22 protein-coding genes are annotated in these 26,252 nt (G+C 52.6%); 15 read left to right on the top strand and 7 right to left on the bottom strand.

The genetic code is table 11. From position 1 onward, the window contains the following. The first annotated feature begins 12 nt into the window (after positions 1 to 12). From HND56_10565 to HND56_10555, 3 genes are all read left to right on the top strand, one after another. Positions 13 to 396: a DUF59 domain-containing protein gene (locus HND56_10565; GenBank protein QKK06630.1), complete on the top strand. Its 384-nt coding sequence runs from the start codon at positions 13 to 15 to the stop codon at positions 394 to 396. A 124-nt stretch (positions 397 to 520) separates the two neighbouring features. Then, complete coding sequence (locus tag HND56_10560) at positions 521 to 895, top strand: iron-sulfur cluster assembly accessory protein (GenBank protein ID QKK06101.1); 375 nt, start codon at positions 521 to 523, stop codon at positions 893 to 895. A gap of 188 nt (positions 896 to 1,083) precedes the next feature. After that, positions 1,084 to 2,082 (top strand): transglycosylase SLT domain-containing protein, encoded by a 999-nt coding sequence (locus HND56_10555; protein ID QKK06100.1) that lies wholly within the window; start codon positions 1,084 to 1,086, stop codon positions 2,080 to 2,082. Here the strand turns inward: HND56_10555 and coaD are convergent. Both coaD and gyrA read right to left on the bottom strand, forming a co-directional pair. Next, complete coding sequence (gene coaD, locus HND56_10550; protein ID QKK06099.1) at positions 2,079 to 2,570, bottom strand: pantetheine-phosphate adenylyltransferase; 492 nt, start codon at positions 2,568 to 2,570, stop codon at positions 2,079 to 2,081. The genes HND56_10555 and coaD overlap by 4 nt on opposite strands. Before the next feature lie 2 nt (positions 2,571 to 2,572). Continuing rightward, positions 2,573 to 5,374: a DNA gyrase subunit A gene (gyrA, locus tag HND56_10545; GenBank protein ID QKK06098.1), complete on the bottom strand. Its 2,802-nt coding sequence runs from the start codon at positions 5,372 to 5,374 to the stop codon at positions 2,573 to 2,575. A 307-nt stretch (positions 5,375 to 5,681) separates the two neighbouring features. Between gyrA and HND56_10540 the strand changes: the two genes are divergently transcribed. The 5 genes from HND56_10540 (at position 5,682) to HND56_10520 (ending at position 11,129) form a co-directional block, all read left to right on the top strand. Further along, a complete protein-coding gene (locus HND56_10540) occupies positions 5,682 to 7,778 on the top strand; it encodes a sodium-translocating pyrophosphatase (protein QKK06097.1) in 2,097 nt (698 codons plus the stop codon). A 149-nt stretch (positions 7,779 to 7,927) separates the two neighbouring features. Further along, positions 7,928 to 9,496: an ankyrin repeat domain-containing protein gene (locus HND56_10535; GenBank protein QKK06096.1), complete on the top strand. Its 1,569-nt coding sequence runs from the start codon at positions 7,928 to 7,930 to the stop codon at positions 9,494 to 9,496. A gap of 66 nt (positions 9,497 to 9,562) precedes the next feature. Beyond that, positions 9,563 to 10,273 carry a hypothetical protein gene (locus HND56_10530; GenBank protein QKK06095.1) on the top strand — a complete coding sequence of 237 codons (711 nt, stop codon included), beginning with the start codon at positions 9,563 to 9,565 and terminating at the stop codon, positions 10,271 to 10,273. A gap of 69 nt (positions 10,274 to 10,342) precedes the next feature. Beyond that, the gene (locus HND56_10525) at positions 10,343 to 10,906 is read left to right on the top strand and encodes an ankyrin repeat domain-containing protein (GenBank protein ID QKK06094.1); all 564 of its coding nucleotides are present in this window, start codon (positions 10,343 to 10,345) and stop codon (positions 10,904 to 10,906) included. A 25-nt stretch (positions 10,907 to 10,931) separates the two neighbouring features. Next, entirely contained in the window at positions 10,932 to 11,129 is a 198-nt protein-coding gene (locus HND56_10520; GenBank protein ID QKK04156.1) for a hypothetical protein, read from the top strand. 3 nt (positions 11,130 to 11,132) lie between these two features. On the opposite strand, the gene HND56_10515 is transcribed toward HND56_10520, so the two are convergent. Continuing rightward, positions 11,133 to 14,756, bottom strand: coding sequence for a 5-oxoprolinase (locus tag HND56_10515; GenBank protein ID QKK06093.1), 3,624 nt, complete (start codon positions 14,754 to 14,756; stop codon positions 11,133 to 11,135). A gap of 108 nt (positions 14,757 to 14,864) precedes the next feature. On the opposite strand from HND56_10515, the gene HND56_10510 reads away from it, so the two are divergent. The 3 genes from HND56_10510 to HND56_10500 all read left to right on the top strand — a co-directional run bounded on the left by HND56_10510 (position 14,865) and on the right by HND56_10500 (position 18,611). Then, positions 14,865 to 16,085, top strand: a complete 1,221-nt coding sequence (locus tag HND56_10510; GenBank protein ID QKK06092.1) for a hypothetical protein — start codon at positions 14,865 to 14,867, stop codon at positions 16,083 to 16,085. A 70-nt stretch (positions 16,086 to 16,155) separates the two neighbouring features. Further along, positions 16,156 to 17,349 carry a hypothetical protein gene (locus HND56_10505; protein QKK06091.1) on the top strand — a complete coding sequence of 398 codons (1,194 nt, stop codon included), beginning with the start codon at positions 16,156 to 16,158 and terminating at the stop codon, positions 17,347 to 17,349. Between the two features lie 80 nt (positions 17,350 to 17,429). Continuing rightward, positions 17,430 to 18,611: a hypothetical protein gene (locus HND56_10500; GenBank protein ID QKK06090.1), complete on the top strand. Its 1,182-nt coding sequence runs from the start codon at positions 17,430 to 17,432 to the stop codon at positions 18,609 to 18,611. Here the strand turns inward: HND56_10500 and HND56_10495 are convergent. The 4 genes from HND56_10495 to rsmI form a co-directional block, all read right to left on the bottom strand. Next, positions 18,608 to 19,006: a hypothetical protein gene (locus tag HND56_10495; GenBank protein QKK06089.1), complete on the bottom strand. Its 399-nt coding sequence runs from the start codon at positions 19,004 to 19,006 to the stop codon at positions 18,608 to 18,610. The two genes, HND56_10500 and HND56_10495, sit on opposite strands and share 4 nt — an antisense overlap. A gap of 21 nt (positions 19,007 to 19,027) precedes the next feature. After that, positions 19,028 to 19,750 (bottom strand): BON domain-containing protein, encoded by a 723-nt coding sequence (locus HND56_10490; protein QKK06088.1) that lies wholly within the window; start codon positions 19,748 to 19,750, stop codon positions 19,028 to 19,030. A gap of 119 nt (positions 19,751 to 19,869) precedes the next feature. Further along, positions 19,870 to 20,256 carry a YraN family protein gene (locus tag HND56_10485; protein ID QKK06087.1) on the bottom strand — a complete coding sequence of 129 codons (387 nt, stop codon included), beginning with the start codon at positions 20,254 to 20,256 and terminating at the stop codon, positions 19,870 to 19,872. Then, positions 20,253 to 21,143: a 16S rRNA (cytidine(1402)-2'-O)-methyltransferase gene (gene rsmI / locus HND56_10480; GenBank protein QKK06086.1), complete on the bottom strand. Its 891-nt coding sequence runs from the start codon at positions 21,141 to 21,143 to the stop codon at positions 20,253 to 20,255. The genes HND56_10485 and rsmI overlap by 4 nt, the downstream gene beginning before the upstream one ends. A gap of 45 nt (positions 21,144 to 21,188) precedes the next feature. On the opposite strand from rsmI, the gene HND56_10475 reads away from it, so the two are divergent. From HND56_10475 to HND56_10460, 4 genes are all read left to right on the top strand, one after another. Beyond that, positions 21,189 to 22,691, top strand: coding sequence for a penicillin-binding protein activator (locus tag HND56_10475; GenBank protein QKK06085.1), 1,503 nt, complete (start codon positions 21,189 to 21,191; stop codon positions 22,689 to 22,691). A 128-nt stretch (positions 22,692 to 22,819) separates the two neighbouring features. Further along, positions 22,820 to 23,206, top strand: coding sequence for a flagellar biosynthesis repressor FlbT (flbT, locus tag HND56_10470; protein QKK06084.1), 387 nt, complete (start codon positions 22,820 to 22,822; stop codon positions 23,204 to 23,206). Continuing rightward, positions 23,196 to 23,696, top strand: coding sequence for a flagellar biosynthesis regulator FlaF (flaF, locus tag HND56_10465; GenBank protein QKK06083.1), 501 nt, complete (start codon positions 23,196 to 23,198; stop codon positions 23,694 to 23,696). The genes flbT and flaF overlap by 11 nt, the downstream gene beginning before the upstream one ends. Positions 23,697 to 23,916: 220 nt before the next feature. Continuing rightward, entirely contained in the window at positions 23,917 to 26,235 is a 2,319-nt protein-coding gene (locus HND56_10460) for a hypothetical protein (GenBank protein ID QKK06082.1), read from the top strand. Positions 26,236 to 26,252: the final 17 nt, after the last annotated feature.

Below are 26,252 nucleotides of genomic sequence, written 5' to 3'. Positions count from 1 at the left end.
GCAAGCAAGGAAATGCTGGAGGACGCTTTGGGCGACGAGATGGAAGAGATGGCAAGACCGCCATTTGCCGATGTGCCGGAGGCGCATGCGCTGTGGCCCGCAATCGAAGCGGCAATCCGCGAAGTTTATGACCCGGAAATCCCCGTGAATTTATACGAGCTGGGGCTGATTTACCGCGTTGATATTGATCAGGATAATAATGTTGCTGTGAAAATGAGCCTGACCGCACCTGGCTGCCCCGTTGCGGGAGAAATGCCCGGTATGGTCGAAGAGGCCGTACGCACCGTGGAAGAGATCGGGCAGGAAAAGAATGTGACGGTTGATCTGGTTTGGGATCCGCCGTGGCATCCGGGCATGATGGCAGAGACCGCTAAGCTGCAACTGAACATGTTTTAGATCACCCATCGTTCAAGATGGGCGTTGTTGCTGCGTTGCTCATGTATATCCGTACATGTCGCGCCTTGCGCCTAGCCCCTCATGAACACTGACTGATCTAATTGTGATAACAGGAGATAAAAGCATGAAAGACGCGATTACATTGACGGAAAAAGCTGCGGAACATGTGAAAGAGCTGCTGGATGCCGCACCGGAAGCGGCGGAAGGGCTGCGCGTCAGCATCGTTTCGGCAGGATGTTCCGGTCATAAATACCAGTTTGACTATGCGAAAAGCGGCAGCGTTTCGGAGGCGGACACGCTGGTTGAACAGAACGGCGTTAAGATTTATATCGACCGCAGCGCGCTGATGTATCTGCTCGGCTCCGTCATGGATTTTTCCGATGACGGCTTTAAATCAGGCTTTGTTTTTGATAATCCGAATGTTTCCTCGGCCTGCGGCTGCGGAGAATCGGTGCAGTTCACCCGTGACGAAATGGCAACGGATGATCGCCGCGTGTAACTAGCTCCGTCATTGCGAGGAGCGGTCGCGACGCGGCAATCCATACGAACAGCGGTAACAGCAGGTTCTGGATTGCCGCACTCCCGTTGGTCGTTCGCAATGACGAATAAGGGGGCGAATGGGGAGTTTGGCACGCTTCTTGCAAGGTTTCTTTGTCAGAGAGATGACAAAAAAGCGGAGCAAAAATCATGACACAAAACAGTGCCGCACAGATGACAGCCAATATCCACGCCAATATACCCAAAGCGGTTTTGGGCGCGATTAAAAATGCCAGCGCAAAAACAGGGGTCGATTTTTCCTATCTGATGGCGCAGGCATCCGCCGAAAGCAGTTTTAACCCGAAAGCGCGCGCAAAATCCAGCAGCGCGACGGGGCTGTTCCAGTTTCTAGACCAGACATGGCTGCAAATGGTCAAAAAATACGGCGCAGAACACGGTATGGGCGATTATGCCGAGAAAATCAGCCTGACAAAAAGCGGTCGCGCCGTTGTGGCGGATGCGGCAACACGTCAGGAAATTCTGAATTTGCGCAAAGACCCTGAAAAAGCCTCGCTGATGGCGGCGGAAATGGCGGCGGAAAACGGCAGCCGTCTGGAGGCCAGATTAGGGCGCAAAGTTGATGCCGCCGATCTTTATATGGCGCATTTTCTAGGCGCGGGCGGGGCGACGCAGTTTTTAAAAACGCTGGATCATGCGCCGCAGAAAAAAGCCGATGCGCTGTTGCCGGAAGCCGCGAAGGCCAATAGCGCCGTCTTTTACGACCGCGCCGGCGGCAAGGCGCGCAGCGTATCCGATGTTTATGCGTTGCTGGCCGGAAAATTCAGTAAAAATGTTTTGAAAGAATTCGCCGCGGAAGGCGGTTCTGACGCCGTTATGACGGCGGCTGCGGGTGCCGTAGCCGTAGACGGCACGGGAACAGAGGCAATCGAAATTGCCTCCGCCGCAGCATATACGCCGCGCCCCGCCTATGGCCGTGCAGGCGGCGGCGGGCCTGTGACGGGGCAGACGCTTTCCCCCGCTTTGATCTGGGCGGCGGCGGAAATGACCTCCACCATCCATGATATGGTGATGACGGATAACAGCGATGATGACAATAAATATGACCGCGACAACCGCCGCGGTGGTTTCGGCAGAATTTTCGCCGATGTGACGCCGCCCCAATTCGCAGCAGCGGGCTATATGGTTTAAGCTTTTTTGTTCAGCGCGGCAACGATTTGCGGCGGGACGAAGGGCGAGACATCACCGCCCAGCTGGGCGACCTGTTTGATAAAGCGCGAGGCGATGGATTGATATTCGGGATTGGCGGCCAGAAAGACGGTCTCGATATCGCGGTTGGACAGTTTCGCATTCAAGGCCGACATCTGCGCCTCATATTCAAAATCGGAATATTGCCGCACGCCGCGTATGACCATCTGCGCCTTATGCTTGTTCATGAAATGGATCAGCAGCGTATCGAAGCCTTCGACGACCACTTCGCATTTTCCCGGCAGCGGGGTTTCTTTCAACACCTCATTGAGAAGGTCGATGCGCTCCGCCACGGTAAAAAGCGGCGTTTTGCCGGAATGGGCGGCAATGCCGACAACAATCCGGTCCGCCAGTTTTGACGCACGCTGGATAATATCAAGATGCCCGAAAGTAACGGGATCAAAACTGCCCGGATAGACTGCACAGCGCATATTTATTCTTCTTCGCTTTCTGTCGTTTCGCCCGCATCTGTATCACTCTCTTCCGCAACTGTTTCCGCCGCATCATCTGCGGTTTCGTCAGTTTCGGCGGCGAGGTTTTCTTCCGTGTCCTCATCCTCGCTGTCATCGCGGACAACGGCGACGGAGACGACTTCCTCATCCTCCGCAACGCGGAAGAGTGTGACGCCTTGCGTCTGGCGTCCGGCAAAGCGGATGCCCGTGATCGGCATACGGATAATCTGGCCGCCATCGGTGACCATCATAATCTGGTCGCCGTCTTCAACGCAGAAGGAGCGGATGACCTCGGTACCGTTCTTTTTGCCCAGCTTCATATTCCAGACGCCCTGACCGCCGCGTTTCGATGTACGGTATTCGTAGGATGATGTGCGTTTGCCGTAACCTTTGGTGGTGACGCTGAGGATGAAGTCTTCTTTTTCCGCCAAGGCGGCAAAGCGTTCGGGGCTGAGATCGCCGCCGACATCGCCTTCCAGATCGACATCATCGGCACCGCGCAGCGCGGAGGCGGCCTTCAGATAAGCGTTACGCTCTTCAATATCGGCATCGCTGCCATGCAGAACGGAGATGGAGACGACTTCATCGCCTTTTGCCAGTTTGATGCCGCGGACACCTGTGGAGGCGCGGCTTTTAAAGATGCGGATTTCCGTCAGCGGGAAGCGGATGGCTTTCCCCTTGCGGGTGGCGAGCATGATATCATCGCTTTCGGTACAGGTGCGGACATCAATCAGTTTTTCGCCGGCCTCTTCATCCAGTTTCATCGCAATCAAGCCGTTTTTGCGGATATTGCGGAAAGCGGCCATCGTGTTGCGGCGGATGGAACCGTGCGAGGTCGCAAAGACCACATCCAGCGCTTCCCAGGCTTCTTCATCTTCGGGCAGCGGCATGACGACGGAGATATTCTCGCCTTTTTCCAGCGGCAGCAGATTGACGAAGGCCTTGCCGCGCGATTGCGGTGTGCCGACGGGGAATTGATAGACTTTCATGCGGTAGACAATGCCGCGCGAGGTGAAAATCAGCATCGGCGTATGGGTGGAGGAAACGAAAAGCTGTGTGACGAAATCCTCATCCTTCGTATTCATGCCGGTACGGCCTTTGCCGCCGCGGCGCTGCGCACGATAGGCGGAAAGCGGGACACGTTTGACGTATCCGGCATGGCTGACGGTGACAACCATCTCCTCGCGCTGGATCAGATCTTCGATATCGACTTCAAATTCGGCTTCCATCAATGCGGTGCGGCGCGGATTGGCGTAGAGATCTTTGATCTCAAACAGCTCGCCGCGCATGACATCCAGCAATTTGTTGCGGTCACCCAGAATATACAGATATTCGCGGATTTTATCGGTAATCTCTTTCAGCTCGTCACCGATTTTGCCGCGCTCAAGCCCCGTTAAACGGTGCAGACGCAGATCAAGAATGGCTTTGGCCTGTTCTTCGGAGAGCTGATAGGTGCCGTCATCCTCTAACATGTGTTGAGGATCGGCAATCAGTTCAATCAAGGGGGCGATATCATGGGCAGGCCAAGGTTTGGCGCGCAGCTGTTCACGGGCTGTGCCCGGATCGGGCGCGTTGCGGATAATCGCAATGACATCATCAATATTGGCGACGGCAACGGCCAGACCTGCCAATAAATGCGCGCGCTCACGCGCCTTGCGCAATTCATAGGCGGTGCGGCGGGTGATAACCACTTCGCGGAATTCGATGAAGGCAACCAGCATTTCCTTCAGATTCATCATCTGCGGGCGGCCGTGATGCAGCGACAGCATATTGCAGCCAAAGCTGGTTTGCAGCGGCGTGAATTTATAAAGCTGGTTTAAAACAATATCGGCAATCGCGTCTTTTTTGATTTCGATCACGATACGGACGCCGTCGCGGTCACTTTCATCGCGCAGGGCGGTGATGCCTTCGACGATTTTCTCGCGCGCTACTTCGCCGATCCGTTCAACCAGACGGGATTTATTCACCTGATAGGGAATTTCATGCACGATAATCGCCTGACGGTCGCCGCGCATATCTTCAACACTGGTTTTTGCGCGGATGACGACAGAGCCGCGGCCCGTATTATAGGCGCTGCGGATACCGTTTTTACCCAGAATCTCGCCGCCGGTCGGGAAATCGGGGCCGGGGATGATCTCGGTCAGTTCCTCGATCGTCAGATCGGGGTTTTCAATCAGCTGCAGGCAGCCTTCGATCACTTCGCCCAGATTATGCGGCGGGATATTGGTGGCCATACCGACGGCAATACCGCCGGTGCCGTTAATCAGCAGATTCGGAAAACGTGCGGGCAGAACAACCGGCTCCAGCACGGATTCATCATAGTTCGGCGAAAAATCGACCGTGTCTTTATCAATATCATCCAGCAGGGTTTCCGCAACTTTTTGCAGGCGTGCCTCTGTATAACGCATGGCGGCGGCCGAATCGCCATCCATGGAACCGAAGTTGCCCTGTCCGTCAATCAGCGGCAGACGCAAGGAGAAATCCTGCGCCATCCGCACCATAGAATCATAAATGGCGCTGTCGCCATGCGGGTGGTATTTACCCATGACGTCACCGACGATACGGGCGGATTTTTTATAGGGTTTGCTACTGTCATATCCGCCGTCTTTCATCGCGTAAAGAATGCGGCGGTGTACGGGTTTTAAGCCGTCGCGCACATCGGGAAGGGCGCGGCTGACGATCACGCTCATCGCGTAATCGAGATAGGAGCGCTGCATTTCATCTTCAATGGCAATGGTGGCGATATTGCTGCCGGTATGCGGGATGTCTGTTTCAGTCGTCATATTTTAAACGCGCGGAGCGCCTTCCTTTGTTGGGATTCTTACCTGTAAAGCTATATAAAGCCCTTCTTTCTAGCATGTTTTGCAGGAAGGCTCAATGCTTCTCAGCTTTTATCCGCTTTTCCGCAGATCGGAATAAATTTCTTGCATTCCAGATAATTATCATGCATCTTGCTTGCGCATTCAAAGGGGTTTTTTCCTCTTTACAACATCGGCATATCCGCATTTTTGCGGGCAGCCGGTGGGAATTTTAAAAGTTTTGAAGTTTGTAAAACGAAAACACTAGAAACCAAAACAAAAGGAACAGGTTATGACACAAACGGATGTTATCATTCTCGGTGCAGGTGTGCTGGCCTTGCTGTACGGCCTTATGGCCGGCTTCAAGGTGATGAACGCCAGTGCCGGTAACGCGCGGATGCGTGAAATCGCGGGCGCTATTCAGGAAGGCGCAAGTGCCTATCTGAACCGCCAATATACGACAATCGCCATTGTCGGAATCATTGTGGCCATCGGCCTCGGCATTTTGCTGGGTCTGCAGGTCGCCATCGGATTCGTGATCGGCGCGGTATTGTCAGGCGCTGCCGGATATATCGGCATGCATGTTTCAGTACGTGCCAACGTACGTACGGCTGATGCGGCACAAAAAGGCCTTGCTCCGGCACTGGACATTGCGTTCAAATCCGGTGCGATTACGGGTCTGCTGGTTGTCGGTCTCGGTCTGCTGGGCGTTGCCGGTTACTACATCGCGCTGAAATATTACGGTTTTGAAACGCGTCACACGCTGGAAGCACTTGTTGCCCTCGGCTTTGGTGCATCGCTGATTTCGATCTTTGCCCGTCTTGGCGGCGGTATCTTCACCAAAGGTGCGGATGTCGGTGCCGATCTGGTCGGTAAGGTTGAAGGCGATCTGGCCGAAGATGATCCGCGTAACCCTGCCTGTATTGCTGATAATGTCGGCGACAATGTCGGTGACTGTGCGGGTATGGCGGCTGACCTTTTTGAAACCTATGCCGTGACAATCGTTGCGACAATGCTGATTGCAACCAGCACATTTGCAGCCGCATCGCTGGATATGGCGATGAATCTGCCGCTGCTGATCTGCGCACTTTGTATTGCCGGTTCGGTACTGGGAACCTTCTTCGTGAAACTCGGCGAAACCGAGAATATCATGGGTGCCCTGTATAAAGGCTTTGTTGTCAGTGCCATCGCTTCTGCCGGTCTGATCTACTGGATCATCAAGAAAAATATCGGCATGAACGGTGAAATGGAATTGCTGTCAGGCGGTGTTGTTACCGGAACGCAGCTTTACTATTGCGTTGTGACAGGTCTGGCCGTAACGGGTCTGCTGATCTGGATTACCGAATATTACACCTCGACGGAATACCGTCCGGTGCGCGTGATTGCGAAAGCTTCGGAAACCGGACACGGCACGAACGTTATTCAGGGTCTGGCGATTTCGCTGGAATCCACGGCACTTCCGGTGATCGTGATTTGCGGCGGTATCTTCGTTGCTTATGACGCAGCCGGTCTTTACGGTATCTCCCTTGCGGCAACGACAATGCTGGCACTGGCCGGTATGGTTGTGGCGCTGGATGCTTACGGCCCGGTGACGGATAATGCCGGCGGTATTGCCGAAATGTCCGATCTGCCGAAAAAAGTGCGTACGGTAACGGATGCGCTGGATGCTGTCGGTAACACAACCAAAGCTGTGACAAAAGGTTACGCCATCGGCTCCGCCGGTCTGGCTGCGCTGGTTCTGTTTGCGGCTTATACCGAAGAACTGCGTCACTATTTCCCGGACATCACGGTCACATTCCCGCTTGAAGAGCCCTTTGTTATCATCGGTCTGTTCATCGGCGGCATGCTGCCCTATCTGTTCGCGGCAATGTGTATGACGGCTGTCGGACGTGCGGCAAGCTCGATCGTGATCGAAGTCCGTCGCCAGTTCAAGGAAATCAAAGGCATCCTGACCGGTAAAACCAAACCGGAATACGGTCGTGCCGTTGATATGCTGACACGTGCGGCGATCAAGGAAATGATCGTTCCCTCCCTGCTGCCGATTCTGGCACCGGTTATCCTGTTCCTCGTTGTCTGGGGCATTGACGGTTCCATGACATCAGGCTTCCAGGCACTGGGCGCGATGCTGCTGGGTACGATTGTAACCGGTATCTTTATCGCGATTTCCATGACCGCCGGTGGCGGCGCATGGGATAACGCCAAAAAATACATTGAAGACGGCAATCATGGCGGCAAGGGCTCCGAAGCCCATAAAGCGGCTGTGACAGGTGACACCGTCGGCGATCCGTACAAAGATACGGCCGGTCCGGCAGTGAACCCGCTGATCAAAATCGCGAATATCGTGGCCATTCTTCTGGTCGCCATCGTCGCGAAGATGGTGGCCGGTTAAACCGCCCGTCTTTTAAGACCAAGACTCTGGAAGACCCGTCTCCCCCAAAAGGAGGCGGGTCTTTCTTATGCGGCTTGCGCCTTGACTTAGGAGGCGTGATTATTACAATGGCTTATTGATTTTAGAACATGGGAAGAAAAAGAGGCGATATGCCCCCACGCAGGAATAATCCGCCGCAGCGTAAGACATTTCTCGATAAGCTGAAAAAAGGCTTTAAAAACGTCGCCGATGAAATTACCGGCGGCGGCGCGCCGCTGCTGCCTGCATCTGTCGAAAATCCCGTCAAGAAAGCCCAGGATGCCTTATTGCGCGGCGATCATGCCGCTTTGCAGACCGTACTGGATGAAAAACCCGCGATTTTGAATGATTACGCCCCGAATGGTGAAACATTGCTGCACAGCGCCGTTGTCAAAGGCGATGCGGTTGCTGTGAAGTTCCTGTTGGGCAAAGGCGCGGATGTGGCGAAAAAACGCCGCGGTGATGATGGGCGCGGGCCTTACCGTGCGCAAACGCAGGGTTATGAGCAGTTTATTTCCTCCGAGGCAGGCGGCACGCCTTTATTTTATGCGGCGCTGGCGGGGCGGAAAGAGATTGCCGAAATGCTGTTGGCAAAAGGTGCAAAGCCTGATGCGCAAAGCACAAGCGGCGCAACGCCCCTGCATGCGGCGGCGCAGCGTAATGATGTCGAAATGCTGAAAATCCTGTGCGAGGGCAAGAGTAAGCCGCGCATTGACGGGACGGACGGCACGGGTAATACCGCGCTGCATTATGCCGTGGCGGGCGACCGTAAAAAGGCGGCGGAATATCTTTTACAGCAGGGCGCTTCGACAAAGCCGGAAAACAATATCCACAATAGCGTCTTGCATGTCGCGGCAAGGAACGGCAATAAAGACATGACGGAGCTGCTTCTGTCTCATGGTGCGGATACGAAAGCCGTGAACGGAAAAGGGCAGTCGGTGCTTGATCTGGCCATTCCGCAATACAGCGCCCATGCCGGTGCATCATTGCAAGGCTTTTACGATGCTGCGGTCGCTTTGATCAAATCCGGCGCGGATATTGACAGCCAATGCCGCGATAAAGGTCTGACGGCGCTGCATAAGGCGGCGGCGGGCGGTCACTTGCCGATTGTGCGGGCTTTGCTGGATAAAGGCGCGGATCCCGATATTTGCAGTGATGACGGTGAAACCGCTTTGCTGAAAGCCGTTCGTGCGGCACGCGGCGGTTATAACAGTTCCACACCCAAACAGGATGCCGCGATTGATTTGCTGCTGCATTACGGGGCCTCTTGCGATGTGCCGGACGGCAAAGGCATGACGCCGCTGATGCTGGCCTGTGAAAACGGGCGCGGCGATTTGGCGCGCAAGCTGCTGGATTACGGCGCGGATGTGAACAGCCGTGCCTATGACGGGTCAACACCGCTGGCGGGCGCGGTACAAAGCCGCTCGACCTCATTGGTGAAATTGCTGCTGGAACGCGGCGCAGATGAAAAAACGCAGAAAATCCCCGGCGAAACCCTGATCGAATTTGCGAAAAAGCGTAATGCCCCGCCCGAGATGATTACGCTGCTGCGCGAATATCCGAAACACCGCCGTAAATTGTCCAAGGATTTTGGTGCGCAACGCCGCCAGAACCGCGATACGGCGCAAAAACAGAACCAGCAGAATATCCGCCAATATACCCGCCGCGATCCCAAAGACGGCGGCGGGCAAAAGCCTTGATAACAGGCTTTTTTAACCATTTTTTGCTAGAATTGGTAAAGTTTTATCAACAGGTCGGAAATGGGAATGACGACAAAATTCTCGCAATCACAGGAAAAAGACGGTGCGGTGGGCAGTAAGTTCGGGCAGCAGCCGGATGCGCTGGACGGCTTTTACGTGATCCGCGGCTATGATCCTGAAATCGACCCGCTGTCTTCAGTGATGGATTTGCCGAAAGACGAGGCTGTGGCCTTGATGGAGAAAATCCACCCGCATCGCGGTATTGGCGAAGCCGATGCAAACGGCAATCGTGACCAGCAACTGTATCATGCCGACCGTCAGCAGACCGATAGCTGGCTGCGCGATAATGCGCCGGACGGCGTTAAACCCGAGAGGGAAAATCCGACTTTTTTCCGTGTCACCAACGACCCCGCAGTGGTCAAACAGGCGATTGAAGACGGTGCGGCGGGTAAAGGCGTGATGATTGCAGCGGTCAAAGACCTTGATATGTCACATTGGTCTTTTACCTTTGACGACAGTATGGGGAATTTCTTTTCCACCAAGGGCAAATCCGTCTTTCTGGAAGATAAACATGATTTGCACGGCACGGTGATGGATGCGAAAGATCTGGCGAAGGCCGTGACGCATCACGGCACGGATTTACCTGACGGTAAGCCGCGGGCGATTGAAGGCCAGTATTGGAGCAAAACCCCCTTAAAAACCGTTCCCGGCAGTGAACCGCCGAAACAAACGGCATCGGCACCGAAACAGCAGGCCAAAAGCGGTTTGCGCAAATAAACGTCAACTTGACATATTTCCTTATTCTCTGTAATTTACCTCTCCTTTTATAAAATTGATGGAGAGAGCATGTTCAATCTTTTTGGATCTTCGAAACTGTGTGACCTTGCGGAAGAGGGCAATCTTGACGGTGTCAAACGCGCCATTGCGGCAGGCAAGGATGTGAATGAGCGCGGCATGCTGAAAATGACGCCGCTGATGGCGGCCGCCGCCAAAGGGCGCGAGGATGTTGTGAAATATCTGCTCTCCCTCCCTGAAACCGATGTTGATACGCTGAATGCAGGCGGCACGACAGCGCTGATGACGGCGGCGCGCGGCGGGCATCTGGGCACGGTGAAAATCCTGCTGGCTGATCCGCGCTGTGACGCGAACAGGCTTGGGCGCTGGGGCGGTACCGCGCTGATGAATGCGGCGGGTTTCGGCCATAGCGATGTGGTGGAGGAATTGTTAAAGGTTGAGAATATCAGCCTTGCCGCAACCTATACCGATACGAAATATTCACCGATCACCATCGCCCGCCAGAACGGGCATGAAGAGATCGCGAAAAGACTGGAAGAGTTTGAAGCCGGTCGCGGGCAAAAACCGCAGGTGCAGCAACGCCGTAATCCGAAGAACGGCGGGATGCGTCCCTAACATATTTTTGAAGAAGGATTTTAAAATGAAAAAGTTTTTATCAGTTGTTTTCTTGGTCACCGCGATGGTTTTTGGCGCAGGGTACGGAAGCGCCGCGCCGTCAGCCCAGCAAAAAGTCATGCAATCCGATAGTGTTGCGCATGGCGGCGGTTGCCGTAAAAGCTCTCCGCCCGGACAATGCTGCCATATGGATCACAAGACGGGCATTGTTCACTGTCACTAATGTCTAATTTTTGCCGTAACCGCCGCCGCCGGGGGTTTCGATATGGATGATGTCTCCGGCTTCCAGCTTGGCTTGGCCTGTGGCGGAGAGCATTTCGATTGTGCCGTCGCTATGCTCTACGCGGCAGATGCCTGTTTGTCCTTCGCCGCCGCCATTGACGCCGAAAGGCGGGATTTCGTGGTGATTGGCCAGAAGTGAGGCGGTCATGTTCTCCAGAAAACGCAAGCGGCGGATGACGCCGTTGCCGCCTTTGTGTTTGCCGCCGCCGCCCGAGTTTTGGCGGATGGAAAATTCCTCCAGCCGCACGGGGTAGCGGAATTCCAGAATTTCGGGGTCGGTCAGGCGTGAATTGGTCATATGGGTCTGTACGGCGGATGTGCCGTCAAAATCAGGCCCTGCGCCGCTGCCGCCCGCGATGGTTTCGTAATATTGGTATTTTTTATTGCCGAAGGTGAAATTATTCATCGTCCCCTGCGCGGCGGCCATCACGCCAAGCGCGCCATAGAGCGCATTGGTGACGCATTGCGAGGTTTCGACATTGCCCGCGACGACGGCGGCAGGCGGCTGCGGGTTCAGCATCGAGGCATCCGGCACGATCAGCTCCACAGGTTTCAGACAGCCTTCATTCATCGGGATGGCATCATCGACCAATGTGCGGAACACATACAGCACGGCGGCGCGGCAGACGGAAAGCGGCGCGTTGAAATTGCTGTCCGTCAGCTGGGCGGAAGTTCCGGTGAAATCAACCTTGGCGCTGCGTGTTTCCTGATTAATGGTTATATTGACGTGGATTTCCGCGCCGTTATCCATTTTTTGAATAAAGCTGCCGTCTTTCAAAACGGTGATGGCGCGGCGGACATGTTCCTCCGCATTATCCTGAATATGCTGCATATAGGCATTGACGACATCCAGCGAGTAAGTCTCGACCATGCGTAGCAGTTCCTGCGCGCCGCGGGCATTGGCGGCGATTTGTGCGCGGAGGTCTTTGATATTCTGGTCGATATTGCGGGCGGGATATTTGCCGCTGCTTAAGATATCGCGAATCTCGGCTTCGCGGAAGCGGCCTTCATGCACGATTTCGACATCATTCAGCAAAATGCCTTCCTCATCAATATGGGTGCTATAGGCGGGCATGGAGCCGGGGGTAATGCCGCCGATATCGGCATGGTGGCCGCGTGAGGCAACATAGAAGAGCGGTGCGGTCGTGTCTTCCGTGCCGAAAACAGGGGTGATGATGGTGATATCGGGCAGATGCGTGCCGCCGTGATAGGGATCATTCAGCATATAGGCGTCACCCGGCTTCATCTGACCTGTACGGTTATTGATGATGGTGCGGACGCTTTCGCCCATCGAGCCGAGATGCACGGGCATATGCGGCGCATTGGCGATTAAACCGCCTTCCTTGTCAAAAACGGCGCAGGAGAAATCAAGCCGTTCCTTGATATTGACGGAATAGGCGGTGTTCTCCAAAACCGCGCCCATCTGTTCGGCGATTGACATGAACAGATTATTGAAGACCTCTAAAATCACAGGGTCGGCTTTATCGGTGGCGATTTTTTCCTGCGCGGCGGCGGCGGCGGCTTTGCGGGTCAGTACCAGATTGCCGCTTTTATCCTGCGCGGCTTGCCAATCGGGTTCGACGACGGTTGTGCCTGTGGCCTCGCGGATGATGGCAGGGCCGTCAATGACATGATCTGCCGGCAATGTGTCACGGCTATAGACAGGGGTGTCACGGCGCGCGCCTGCCATATAGACCTGTACCGTATTCAGCGGTTTGTCGGTTTTTTCGGCGGGAAAGAATTCCGCATCGCCCTGCTGTTGATAGGCGCGGGCAATGCTTTCCACAGCACCGGCCTCGATCACCAGCGCGGCTTCGGGCATCAGGAAACCGTAATGTTGCAGATATTGCGCCTCGAAAGCTTTGATAATCTCGTCATAGGTGCCGAAGGGAACGGTCTGCGCCTTGTCGGTGCCGTCATAGCGGATATGCAACCGGCGGTGATGGGTCAGGTCAGCGGCGGCGAAATTTTGATGCGTCATTTCCGCCGTGGTTTCGGTGATGAGTGCGTCCAGAATTTCTGCGATGGCGGGCAGGGTGTTTTTATCCAGTTTCTGCTCGACGCTTTTCTCGCGCATGGCTGTGGTGGCGGCAAGCCCCATACCATAGGCTGACAAAACACCTGCGAAAGGATGCAGGTAAATCTTTTTCATGCCCAGCATATCGGCGACAAGGCAGGCATGTTGCCCGCCCGCACCGCCGAAACAGGCCAGCGTATATTCCGTGACGTTATAGCCGCGGCGGACGGAGATTTTCTTGATCGCATCCGCCATGCTTAAAACGGCAACGGTCAGGAAACCTTCGGCGAGTTCCTCCTGCGTGCGGCGTTCCCCTGTGGCTTCAAAAACCTGCGCGGAGAGTTCCGCGAATTTTTGCGCGACGGTGTCTTTATCCAGCGGCCGGTTGGCGTCGGGGCCGAAAATATGCGGGAAGAATTCAGGGCGCAGCTTGCCCAGCATGATATTGCAATCGGTCACCGTCAGCGGCCCGCCTTTGCGGTATCCGGCAGGGCCGGGATTTGCGCCTGCGCTGTCAGGGCCGACGCGCATGCGCATGCCGTCAAAGAAACAGATTGAACCGCCGCCTGCGGCTACGGTGTGGATATCCATCATCGGGGCGCGGATTCTTGCCCCTGCGATGACGGTGTCAAAGCGGCGCTCATATTCGCCTGCGTAATGCGCGACATCGGTGGAGGTACCGCCCATATCGAAACCGATAATGCGGTCAAAACCCGCCGCCTTTGCCGTTTCCGCCGCGCCGACAATGCCGCCTGCGGGGCCGGAGACGATGCAATCCTTGCCTGCAAAAAGATGTGCATCGGTTAAGCCTCCTGACGAGCGCATGAACATTAGCGGAATGGAGGGCAAAGCCCCCGCAACCTGATCGACATAATGGCGCAGCACGGGGGAGAGATAGGCATCGACCACGGTGGTATCACCGCGGCTGACCATTTTGATCAGCGGCGCAACGGTATGGCTGGCGGAAATTTGCGTGAAGCCGATCTCCTGCGCGATTTTTGCGGCCTGTTCTTCATGGGCGGTATAGCGGTAGCCATGCATGAAAACAATGGCGCAACTGCGATAGCCTTGATTGAAGGCTGTTTGTAAATCTTTCTGCAAAGCGCTTTCATCCAGCGGCAAGATTTCTGCGCCGTCTGCGCCGAAACGCTCTGCCGCTTCGATGACATCGCCATAGAGCATTTCGGGAAGAATGATATGACGTGCGAAAATATCGGGGCGCGCCTGATAGCCGATGCGCAGCTGGTCTTTAAAGCCTTTGGTGGTGACCAGCACGGTTTTCGCGCCTTTATGTTCCAGCAGCGCATTGGTGCCGACCGTTGTGCCCATTTTGACATGTTCGACCAGCGCGGGCGGCACGTCATCTGTTTCCGCCAGCCCTGTTAAGGCGCGGATACCCGCCACGGCGGCATCTTTATAGTGTTCGGGATTCTCCGAGAGCAGCTTATGGGTGACGAAATTGCCGTCAGGGTCACGGGCGACAATATCGGTAAAGGTGCCGCCGCGGTCGATCCAGAACTGCCATTTTTTTTGCGTGTTGTCTGAAGCCATAATGCAGATAAATTACCATTGCTGCGGCGGCGAGGCCAGAAAATTAAACCGCAGCAAACACATCGCATGTAAGATTATGATATAATAAAAAGACGAGGAGAACAGAGGGTGATATTCACGCAAATCGCAGCATTTGTGGTTCTGGTTGCCGTGCCGGTGGGCGCGGCGCTGTATTGCGCTTATGCGTTTTTTCAAAAACGAAAACGAACAGAATGGGCGTGGAGATCATTGGTCGATCTCTATGTCATTGCCGCGTTGGTAATTATATATTCATCCATCCTGTTTCACATGGCGTATATATTCATGTTTGCTTCGGCAGGTGCAACCTATCTTGGGGTTCGTTTGTTGACTGTCTTGCGTGACCAAAAAGAAATGGAAACACATACACTAAAAAGATTTTACATTACTATCGCCGGAGTTATGACGGTTATTCTTATCTGGGGAGCTATTTTATTTCACGAGCCTTCTCTATTTCTTTTGCGGCACGTGATGCGGTATGAATTTTTGTTAATGGTTGGTTTGCCAGCATTTTTGTCATGGTTTTCGATACGTATATCAAAGCAACGAACAAAAAATCATAAGTTGTTTTTCAGCCTTTCTTTGATTGCGGGATTGGCTGCATGTTACGGTTTATACGTTCATCATGATATATTTTATAAATTTGATACATTCATTTTTAAAAAGGTCGTGAAGTCTTTCTTTCCACTCGGTTTGGTGTTTTTACCATTCATATTATTGATTATGTCTCTTTTGGGGCTGTTTAAACTGGAAATAGAGAAGTTAGAGAGGCCTTACCTACCGCGTTTTCTCGCTATGCTAGGGTTATTTTTTGTTGCAGTTTTCTTTGCTTTTGTGATGTATCTCTGTTTCTTGGAACAAGGTATCGCAGATAAGGTTACATTTTTTCTTTTCCTTTTTGTTATACCGCCAGCAATCACATTGTGGATTAATCGCGCGTATTTTTGGAAAGATAATGTAGAGCGTGCGAAACGAAGAAGTTCTGCAGATTATTTTTTAATCGGTCTTTTTGTCATGGGACTCGCGTCATACATGACAGTGCGTTTTAATTATTATCCGATGTTTTTGAAGGAATATAGATGCGTCGTATATAACGGAGGAGATGTGAAAATCACAACGGGGTATCGGATTACTTCATCGGCGCCGAATGTCTTTCAAAGAATATTCCGGAATAATGACCAACGGAAAGGACTGTGTTTCTGCCCTGAGGGGAGAACACACATGAAAAGCTATGAAGAAAGTAAGCTTTGCCTTTCGGAAACCGAGGCAAGGAAAAACTGGCAGGATAAAACAGAAAATAGCGGCGATTAAAAAATCGTGCTGAGGCATAAAAGCGGATGAGCCGCGTTATAATAAAGGAACAGGGAAGCGCAAAGTGATATTGACGCAAATCGCAGCATTTGTGGTTCTGGTTGCCGTGCCGGTGGGCGCGGCGCTGTATTGCGCTTATGCGTTTTTTCAAAAACGTCATCAGATGGCGTGGGGTAAAAAAGACGTTTATATTTTGGGTGTAATGTTGACGGTGGCTGTTTTATATACAGCCTGTCTTGGTCGTGAACATCTGCGGGCTCTTTTTTTTCCGTTACTGTATTCTTCAGCATTATATTTGATTATACGCATCGTTGCGATGTGGCGGGATATTGGAAAAGGCCGCCCTGTTGTCGCTACGGAATTATATGGTGAGACAGCCATTATTTATGTTTCTTTATTGGTTATACTGGGTTTTATTTCAGATGTATTTGAAGCTATCCCATTGCTTTTTTCTAAGTTGCTTTTAGAGCCCCCATCTTTATTGCATGTTACAGCTCTTCTAGTAGCGTTTATCCCCTTTGCTTTTCTTGCTTATCGGTCATGGAAAAAAAGTGATTTGATAATCCGTCTCGTCATTGTAAGTGCTCCTTTGATTATCGTGCTGATTTTTTCAGATGAAGTGCTGGCTATTTTAGTACTCGTACTTCTTTTATTGCTAGGGCCTCCTGTGTACTGGTTACGGATTTTTATAAAAGGAAAGAGCTGTACTGAACAACGACAGCGTTTTCCGATAGTTTTTTACTTGCTGGGGTTAATATGTGTGGGAATTTTTTGTTCTCTCACTCCTCTAATTGCAACACCTATTAACCTTGCAATACCCATTCACCGCATAACAATAGCGTGGTTTGTCGCTTTTGTGACGTGTTTTTTTGTACCTATTGGGCTGGTTTTATGGTTCGGTCGTGTTTATTTTAAACACGGTTTTATGACACGGCAAAGTGTCGGCGTTTATTTTTTGGCTGCTTGTTATGTGCTGGCCATAACATCTAAGGTGACGGTACAGTCCAATTACTATCCGATGTTTGTGAAGAATTATGGATGTGCAAAATATGAGCGTTCTGGCTCCTATACGATTCCAACGAGGCGTCCCATGTATGTACCGCCACCCAATGTGTTTGAAAAAATATTTGTAAAGATTCCACGGCATGGTGGTTTAGAGATATGCTACTGCCCCGAAGGGCGCGACAGTTTGAAATTGTATGAAAAGAGTCTGTGTCTGCCGGAGCCAAGGAAGCCGTCCAAGCAGGAAGAAAAAACAGAATGACGGCGATTAAAAAATCGTGCTGAGGCATAAAAGCGGATGAGCCGCGTTATAATAAAGGAACAGGGAAGAGCAAAGTGATATTGACGCAAATCGCAGCATTTGTGGTTCTGGTCGCCGTGCCGGTGGGCGCGGCGCTGTATTGCGCTTATGCGTTTTTTCAAAAACGTCATCAGATGGAATGGACAAAAAAAGACGTTTATATTTTGGGTGTAATGTTGACGGTGGCTGTTTTATATACAGCCTGTCTTGGTCGCGATCATCTGCGGGCTCATTTTTTTCCGTTACTGTATTCTTCAGCATTATATTTGATTATACGCATCGTTGCGATGTGGCGGGATATTAGAAAAGGCCGTCCTGTTGTCGCGGCGGAATTGTATGGTGAAACGGCCATTATTTATATTGCTCTACTGACTATGTTGGGTTTTATTTTGGATGTGTTTGAGAAGCCGCCGTCTTTTTCTCCGTTGTTTTCGGAACCTAAATATTTTTTTGGCATCACATTGCCATTGGCAGTTTTTATTCCTTTTGCGTTTCTTGCTTATCAGTCATGGAGAAAAAAAGAGAGCGATCTGATAATCCACCTCGTCATTGCAAGTGCTCTTCTGATTGTCGTGCTGATTTTTTCTGAAGTGCTGGTTATTTTATTACCCGTACTTCTTTTGTTGGTAGGGCCTCCTGTGTACTGGTTACGGATTTTTATAAAAGGAAAGAAGTGTACTGAACAACGGCAGCGTTTTCCGATTGTTTTTTACTTGTTGGGGCTAATATGTGTGGGAATTATTTGTTCTTTCTTTCCTCTATTTGCAACACCTATTTACCGCATAACAATGGAGTGGTTTGTCACCGTTGTGATGTGGTTTTTTGTACCTATGGGGCTGGTTCTATGGTTCGGTCGCGTTTATTTTAAACACGGTTTTATGACACAGCAAAGTGTCGGCGTTTATTTTTTGGCTGCTTGTTATGTGCTGGCCATAACATCTAGGGTGACGGTACAGTTCAATTACTATCCGATGTTTGTGAAGAATTATGGGTGTGCAAAATATGAACGTTCTGAGTCCTATACGATTTCAACGGGGCATCCGTCATATGTGCCGCCGCCGAATGTATTTGAGAAAATATTTGTGGACGTTCCATGGTATGGGCTGGGGACATGCTACTGCCCCGAAGGGCGTGACAGCCTAAAGCTGTATGAGAAAGACTTGTGTCGGCCTGCACCGAAAAAGTCTTCCGCGCAAACAAAAAAACACAATAATAGCGATTAAAAAATCGTGCTGAGGCAGACGCCGGCGAGGATGACGGCGATGCCGGACATGACATAACCGTAATTATTGGCGGCATTGACCATTTTTTCCAGCTCTTCCTTTAAGACCGGATTATCGCCTTTGATGTATTTTTGCAGCTTGGGATAGGCCATCGGCGAGGCGAGGAAGATAATCAGGAAGCTGGTGATAAAGACCAGAAATCCGCTTTTTGCCGAAGCGGCAAAAAAGATCGACAGAAAACTGCCGACAATACCGTAGAGAAAGCTCCAATAGCCGATCGTATCGCGGAAAGCGGCAAGCTTTTTGTAAAAATTCTGAAAGCTTTCATGTTTGATGCTTTCGCCCAGATACAAAACGGCCAGAACCAACAGACAAATACCGGTGACCAATGCCATGCTTGTTATACTCCTGAAATTTTAAAAAGTTTCATTAACTTGTGCCTGTTCAAAACCGGCCTCCTGACGGGCGGGGGAGCTGAATTCAGGCGGTTTGGCGGGGGCTGCCGTCAGGGCAGGGGGCATTTCGCCGCGCAGCCGGACATAGCTGACGACATTGCTGACGCCTTTTGTGCGGCGGGCATGATCGATGGCGCGGTTCAGCTCTGCCTCATTCTGGGCAACGCCCATCAGATAAACGACGTTATCAACCGTATCGACGGTGTAATTGATGGATTGCACATCTTTGTCAAAAGTCAGCCTTGTTTTAAGACCTGCGGTGATCAGACTGTCGCCGAGATAGCCGCGGACGCCGCTTGGGTCATCGACATTAACCTCGTTAATCACTTCGCGGACACCGTCAGCCAGCCAAGTCAGGCGCACGGCATCAACGCGCATATCGGGGTCGGGAACGGTGCCTGTAATCAGGGCGCGGCCTTCGCGCACCGTCAGTGACAGTTTCCGGTACATGTCGAAATCATGGCGGAACCATAAATCATGAATCTGCAGACGGATGGCGGCATCGGTTGCCGCAACTTTCAACCCGCCTTCGCGTGCGGCCGCCACGCCAACGGCGGTGCCGCCCGACAGGGCAAGGCTGGTCGGCGTACAGCCCGACAGGGTAAAGGCAATAAGGCACAGGGACAGGGCTTTGCCTGTTTTTGAAAAAGTTTTACCGCATTTCTTTATCACATTGCGTGGCATGAAAGCGTCACTCCTTTTAAAAGATTCTGTGAAAACGGCGACGGCAGAACACCGCACCGGATTGTCTCTTCACTCCTGATTCTATTCTATTTTCAGGAAAAACCCAAATGATTTTCGCGTCAGCGGCTTTGCCAGGCATTTTTATACCAGTCGGGGCGTTTCAAAAACGACGTCACCACCATGACGTCAAAGCGCATATCGCAATTACCGTGTTTGGGATGGGCGGCAAGGAAAATTTTTGCGGCATTGTCGATGCGGCGCATGGATTTTTCCTGCACCGCTTCGCTGCCACCTTGCGATGTTTTGCGGGCTTTAACCTCGATAAAGGCAATCTGCCCGCCGCGCCGCGCAATCAAGTCGATTTCGCCCAGACGGGTTTTGTAACGATGCGCCAGAATTCTATAACCGTGCAGCAGCAGGTAAAAACGGCAAAATTCCTCGGCAAAATATCCTTTGCGCCAGAAGCCGCGTTTATCGCGCTGTTTTTCTGTCCGGCGGGCTGTCATTGTTTTTGCAGCTCAAGCAGGCGGTTATATAAAAGGCGTTTTTTCAGGCCGGTTTTGTCGGCAATTGCGGCAGAGGCGGTTTTGATGCTTTCCTTGCCGCCGTCCAATGCGGCGATCAGCAGCGCATCAATATCATCTTGCGTCAGCGCGTCTTTGGCGGCATTTTTATCCGCCGGGGCGATGACAAGTGTAATCTCGCCTTTGATGCCGTCTTTTTCGCAACGGGCAATCAGTTCCGAGAGCGGGCCGCGCAGCACTTCTTCAAAGCGTTTTGTCAGCTCGCGCGCCAAAGCGGCTTCGCGGTCACCCAATACGGTCAGCATGTCTTTCATGCAGGGAACAACACGTTTGGCGCTTTCGTAAAAAACCAGCGTGGCGGGAATATCGGCAAGTGTTTCCAGCTCTTTTTTGCGGGCGGTGCTTTTGGCAGGCAGAAAACCGCTGAACAGAAACCGGCTGACCGGAAGGCCTGACAAGGTCAAAGCCGTGACCGAGGCACAGGCACCGGGAATGGAATAAACCGGATATCCCGCATCAATACAGGCGCGGGCAAGACGGTAGCCGGGGTCGGACATCAGCGGCGTTCCGGCATCGGAGACCAGCGCGACGATTTTATCGCCGTCAGAGAGCACATTTAAAAGATGGCGGGTGGCTTTTTCCTCATTATGGTCGTGATAGGAGCAAAGCGGCGCTTTTAAGCCATAGGCGCTTTTTAATTTGGCGGTGACGCGGGTATCCTCGCAGGCGATCAGATCGGCTGCGGCAAGGATATCGACGGCACGGAGCGTCATGTCACGCAAATTTCCGATCGGTGTGGCGACAATATACAGTCCCGGCTCTGGCATTCCTGACGGATTCGGTGTAAAAAAAGAGGTGGGCTGGTTCATTGAAGCGGTTCCGATAACAGCAATATTCTTTTATTTCAAGGTATTATGATTATGCTACCCTTGCCGCGCTGTCAAGCTTTCAGACGAGTCTTTCTCTTCCCCTTACTGCTTTCCCTGTTATTTTTGGCGGGGTGTCAATCTTATGGCGGTTTCCCCTATACCTCGCCCTGGTCGTTTTCAAAACAGGAAGCGCATCAGCAGAATGCGCAGGCGGAGACTACGCAGCGTCCTGAAATTGACTGGCAGACAGCGGAAAAACGGCAAAGTCTGGAAGTCTATTATCATGAGGCCGCCCGTGAAGCCGCCGCACAGCAGGGCGGGGATTATTCCCGCCAATTGGAGCAGGAGCGCCGCTATCAACAGCGTTTCGGGCGTGACGGCACGGTGTCCAGCGAGATTTTGAAACCGCCTGCCGGCAGTCCGGAATATGAGCGCGGTCCGTCAGCCGTTCCGGCGCTGGGGCAGAATGAAGTGGCCGTTGCCTTGCTGCTGCCGCTTTCCGGTCAGCACGGGAAATTGGGGAAATCCATGATGCAGGCGGCGCAAATGGCGCTGTTTGATCTGGACAGCAGTAAATTCCGCCTGATGCCCAAAGATACGAAAGGCACGCCCGAAGGTGCCGCAGCGGCGGCGCAGGATGCGATTGCCGAAGGGGCGCAGCTGATTTTGGGGCCGCTGTTCTCCGAATCCGTGAAGGCTGTGAAATCAGTCACGGAGCCGCGCGGCGTGCCGATGATCGCCTATACGACGGATTGGAAAGCCGCCGGACGCAATACGTATGTGATGGGTTTCCTGCCGTTTTCGCAGGTGATACGGGTCACGAATTACGCGCTGCATAAGGGCTATAACAATATCGGCTTTTTCGGGCCGGGCAATGAATATGCGACGATTGTGCTGAGAACACTGCATTACAGCCTGCAGCAAAACGGTTATCACATTGCCAAAATCGGCAATTTTTCAATGGCGCAGCCCGATCTGCATGAAACGGTGCGCGAATTTCTGGAAGCGCCCGCCATTGTAAAAGGCAAAAAAGGCGCTGCCGCCGCGCAGGAATATGTGCCGCCTTTTGACGCGGTGATGATTCCGGTCGGCGGGCAGACCTTGCAATCGGTGTCCAATATGTTCAGCTATTATAATGCGCCGCAGAAACGTGTGCGTCTGTTGGGAACAGGGCTGTGGGATGATCCGACGCTGGTGAATGAACAAACTCTGCACGGCGCGTGGTTTGCGGCCTCAGACCCGTCCCTGCGCCGCGATTTCGATGCCAATTTCGACACGAATTTCGGGAAAGAACCGGAACGTCTGGCGTCGCTGGCTTATGATTCAACCGCGCTGGCGATCGTGCTGGCCAAAACGCATAACGGTTACGGCAGCCCCTATGCCCGCGACCGTATTGTCACACCGCAGGGATTTGCCGGGATTGACGGAATTTTCCGCTTCCGCCCCGATAATCTGGTCGAACGCGGTCTTGCCGTTCTGCAAATCACAAGCAACGGCTTGAAGGTGATCGACCCCGCACCGAAAGCCTTCTTTGTCGCGACAAATTGACGGAATCGAAAGGAAACCGCCCGTTTGCCGCGAAAAATATTTAACATTCTTTTACCTTTCCGTGTCATACTGGATGAAAGACGGGAAGAATTGTCCCAGATATTAACGTCTAGCCGGGAGAGAAGCTCATGGCCCTTATCATTGATTTAAAACCCTCAGAACGCGTTATTATCGGATCTGCGCTGATTACAAATGATAAATCACGCACGCGTCTGCATATCGAAGGCTCTGCGCCGATTTTGCGAGAAAAAGACATTATGCGTGTGGATGATGCGGATACGCCCTGTAAGAAAATCTATATGTTTTTGCAGATGATGTATCTGTCCGCGCATCCGGAGGATATGCATAAGGAGTATTTCGATCTGGTGAAAATGATTCAGGATGCCGCGCCCAGCACATCCGTTTATTTCATGGAAATCAATGATATGATTTATGAAGGAAAATATTATAACGCGCTGAAACGTGCCCGCGATCTGATCGAATACGAAAAGGAGCTGACATCTAATGTCGCATAATAATCCCTATACCCACGCCACAAATGTCTATGGCAACAATGCCAAAACCGCCGTGGTGGATCAGCGGACACTGGAAGGACAGCTTTTGATGAAAGCGGCGCAGAAGCTTGACGTACTTAGCAAGCGCCTCGCAACGGGCGAAGTTGTACCGCCGATGGAAGTGGAAGAGGCGTTATCCTATAACCGCAAGCTTTGGACGGTTTTTTCAAGCGAAGCGGGGGAAGATGCGCATGCTTTGCCGCAAGAGATTAAAAACAATATCGCCACATTGGCGGTTTTTGTCTTTAAACGCACGATTGCGGTGCTGGCGAATCCCGTACCCGAAAAAATCGCGGCGCTGATTGAAATTAACCGCAATATCGCATCGGGTCTTTTGAAAAACAAAGACTCGAAAGCGGCGGATGCAGCGGGAGAAAAAGCAGAAAAAAACACGGCGCCGCAATCGCCGGAAAGCAAGCAGGATAGCGGCGCGACGGATGTTCAGACATAATCAGGGGAAGAAAAAAATTCCTGATTTTAAACACAGGTATTTTTTTTTATGCTATAATAGAAAGATATGGAACGCGATTTAGGCAGTTGCAGTGTATCGTATGGAGTGTAAAAATAATTTAGAATATTCCTTCCGGGGTAAATGGAGGCTTTTTTCAAAGAAGCTGGCCGCCCTCGCACTCGTTTTGACGCTTTTTTCCACATTTTTTGCAAATCCGGCCATGGCGCAGCAGCGCCTTGTCTGTGATCCTTTGATGTTTCCTCCGGATAACCCGCCTTTGATGACGCCGGCTTGTTTGGCAGTTCCGGCTGTGACGGCTGTTTTCCCGCCCGGCACGACAGCGCCGCCGGCAGGTGCGTCTCTGGATGCGGTATCCGAGCCGATTGTGCCGATCGGGAATCAGGCGACAGGCTGGAATCCGTGCTGGTGGGACCCGGGAACGGGTTGTATCGGGCAGAATATGAATCTTTACGGCTTAACGCCGACGCCGCCGACAACGCCCGCATCCGCCTATCCGGCAGGGAATTTTTACGGTGTGGCGATTCAGCCCGGTTTTCGTGAACAATTCCCCGGCGGTCCGCAATGTTCCTGTTCGCAGGCGCCCGGCGGAACGCTGTATAGCTGTGCCGGTGGTGGTGGCCAGGTTATTTCCCAGCCCTTGAGTTCTTTCGTCGGACCGGTTGCGTCAAATACGCCGCTGCCGTCGATTATTGCGCCGCAAAATGCCGCACCTTACGGTATGGGGCAGGATGTTTGCTGGGATACGGTCACGTGGAACTGGGTGCCTTGCGGTACGGTTCATGCCTATAGTTTCCAACAGCCTGTTGATCCGATTGTTTTCGTGCCGGACGGACGCGCCTATATGTGGCCGGTCGGTACCAGCGTCATTAGCGGCGCGACGCAGAGTGTTCTTACGCAACAAGGTGTCAGTTTCTGTCAGGCCACGACCTGTTCGCAATATTTATGTACGGCATGGGACGGTCTTGGCCCGCCCGGATGGTGGGGCAGCTGTATCGCCTGGGATTTCGGTACCTGTCTGTGTGAAAGCTGTACCTCCTATGCACCGGCAAATCCGACTGTGACGATTAATCCCGGTGATATCGTGCTGGGGCCGATGGGTTGCCCGCCGAATCCGCCGGGCGGTACATGTGCGCCGACTTATGATATCGGTTGCCCGCCCGGTTTTGTGGCGCGCCAATATGATGCGGTCGGCGGCTTTACCTGCCTGACGATGCAGGAATATATGGATGCGTTGCCGCCGGTTTGTGATTACACCGTTGATCCGACCTGTACGGGCGGGGTGATTATTCCGCCGCCGCCGGGTCCGGGAGCCTGTGTTGGTGCGGGTTGTATGACGGGTCCGGGTTCGGGACTGCTTCCCGGACTGTGTGATAGTAGCAGCTATCTATCGGCATTCGGGTTTCTGGCAGGTCTGGTGACCGGTATTGACCCCTGTGAATTTACCATGGATCAGTTGGGATTGACCTTTGCCCAGAACTTTGAAGGCGGGGAACAATTTGCGACTTATATGGAGGATTGGTGGTTTAACGAATACCTGCCCGATATGCAGGATATGACGAAACAGTGGAACACCTCCATTCTGGATCAAAGCCTGTCTCTGGGGCAGTTCATGGATGCGTCGAACCAGACGAAGCAGCAGGATACGCTGCAAAATCTGGAAGTCGAGGCCATGGAACGCTATAAACCCAGTGAGAACACTTGCAGTATGGCGTCAATTGCGCCGGGTCTGCAGCGCGCCCTGCAAACAACGCGTGCCATGAAAACGGCGATGCTGCATGAATCGGCCTCCCGTGCCCTGAACCTGCCGGGTTCGGGAACGGAGAACGGTACGCGTGCTTATCACAGTACCGAATGGGCCAATTACTGTAATATCTTTGCCGATCCCGCAGATAACCGCGGGGTAACAAACGGTTGCGGCGGTGTTCCCGGTCTGCGCGGTGCGGATGTGGATGTGGAACGCTTCCTGTTCCGTGACACAATTAATATGAATGATGCGAATGAGCGTCTGGCGGCGCAGGCAATCCTGAAAAATCTGGTGGATTTCCGGGTCGCAGAACCCGTTTACACAGGCGCTGTCGCGACGGCACAGGCGCATCAGCAAATCAATGCGCGTAACCACTATGCGACCCTGCGTCAGGCGGTCGTTGAACCGGTGGCCGGTATTATTGCGCGGCGTTCAGCTATTCCGAATAGCGGCTATGAGGTTTCGGTTCAGGATATTCGTCTGGCGGCGGGTGTTCCGGCGGCATTGCGTCATGCGTCACCCAGCTATAACGAAGCCATTCTGGCACGTTCGAAAGAATATTTCATGAATCTGGACACTTTGCTGAAAAGTAATACCGATCTTGGCGCTCTGCGGCAGGATCAGGTTGTGAATGAAGCCTTGATCGCGATATTGCTGGAAGATATTGCCGAGGTGGAGGCGCAGATCAATACGGTTCTGCAGGCACGCTCTTCCATGAAATTCAACACATCCGAGGAATCTCTGACGGGCGGAACACAGCTGCGCAATAAATAACGCCAACGGCTGTCAGG

This window comes from Pseudomonadota bacterium, from assembly GCA_013285465.1.
Classification (GTDB): Bacteria; Pseudomonadota; Alphaproteobacteria; order Micavibrionales; family CSBR16-224; genus CSBR16-224.
The sequence above is the reverse complement of the archived record's forward strand: the minus strand, read 5'-3'. Positions and strand labels throughout refer to the sequence as shown.

Coding starts and splice junctions, on each gene's coding strand:
- HND56_10530 (QKK06095.1), top strand. CDS start 9,563: ATGACGACAAAATTCTCGCAATCACAGGAAAAAGACGGTGCGGTGGGC.
- HND56_10520 (QKK04156.1), top strand. CDS start 10,932: ATGAAAAAGTTTTTATCAGTTGTTTTCTTGGTCACCGCGATGGTTTTT.
- HND56_10495 (QKK06089.1), bottom strand. CDS start 19,006: ATGGCATTGGTCACCGGTATTTGTCTGTTGGTTCTGGCCGTTTTGTAT.
- HND56_10540 (QKK06097.1), top strand. CDS start 5,682: ATGACACAAACGGATGTTATCATTCTCGGTGCAGGTGTGCTGGCCTTG.
- rsmI (QKK06086.1), bottom strand. CDS start 21,143: ATGAACCAGCCCACCTCTTTTTTTACACCGAATCCGTCAGGAATGCCA.
- gyrA (QKK06098.1), bottom strand. CDS start 5,374: ATGACGACTGAAACAGACATCCCGCATACCGGCAGCAATATCGCCACC.
- HND56_10525 (QKK06094.1), top strand. CDS start 10,343: ATGTTCAATCTTTTTGGATCTTCGAAACTGTGTGACCTTGCGGAAGAG.
- HND56_10515 (QKK06093.1), bottom strand. CDS start 14,756: ATGGCTTCAGACAACACGCAAAAAAAATGGCAGTTCTGGATCGACCGC.
- flbT (QKK06084.1), top strand. CDS start 22,820: ATGGCCCTTATCATTGATTTAAAACCCTCAGAACGCGTTATTATCGGA.
- HND56_10460 (QKK06082.1), top strand. CDS start 23,917: ATGGCGCAGCAGCGCCTTGTCTGTGATCCTTTGATGTTTCCTCCGGAT.
- HND56_10535 (QKK06096.1), top strand. CDS start 7,928: ATGCCCCCACGCAGGAATAATCCGCCGCAGCGTAAGACATTTCTCGAT.
- HND56_10475 (QKK06085.1), top strand. CDS start 21,189: ATGATTATGCTACCCTTGCCGCGCTGTCAAGCTTTCAGACGAGTCTTT.
- HND56_10485 (QKK06087.1), bottom strand. CDS start 20,256: ATGACAGCCCGCCGGACAGAAAAACAGCGCGATAAACGCGGCTTCTGG.
- flaF (QKK06083.1), top strand. CDS start 23,196: ATGTCGCATAATAATCCCTATACCCACGCCACAAATGTCTATGGCAAC.
- HND56_10555 (QKK06100.1), top strand. CDS start 1,084: ATGACACAAAACAGTGCCGCACAGATGACAGCCAATATCCACGCCAAT.
- HND56_10490 (QKK06088.1), bottom strand. CDS start 19,750: ATGCCACGCAATGTGATAAAGAAATGCGGTAAAACTTTTTCAAAAACA.
- HND56_10565 (QKK06630.1), top strand. CDS start 13: ATGCTGGAGGACGCTTTGGGCGACGAGATGGAAGAGATGGCAAGACCG.
- HND56_10560 (QKK06101.1), top strand. CDS start 521: ATGAAAGACGCGATTACATTGACGGAAAAAGCTGCGGAACATGTGAAA.
- coaD (QKK06099.1), bottom strand. CDS start 2,570: ATGCGCTGTGCAGTCTATCCGGGCAGTTTTGATCCCGTTACTTTCGGG.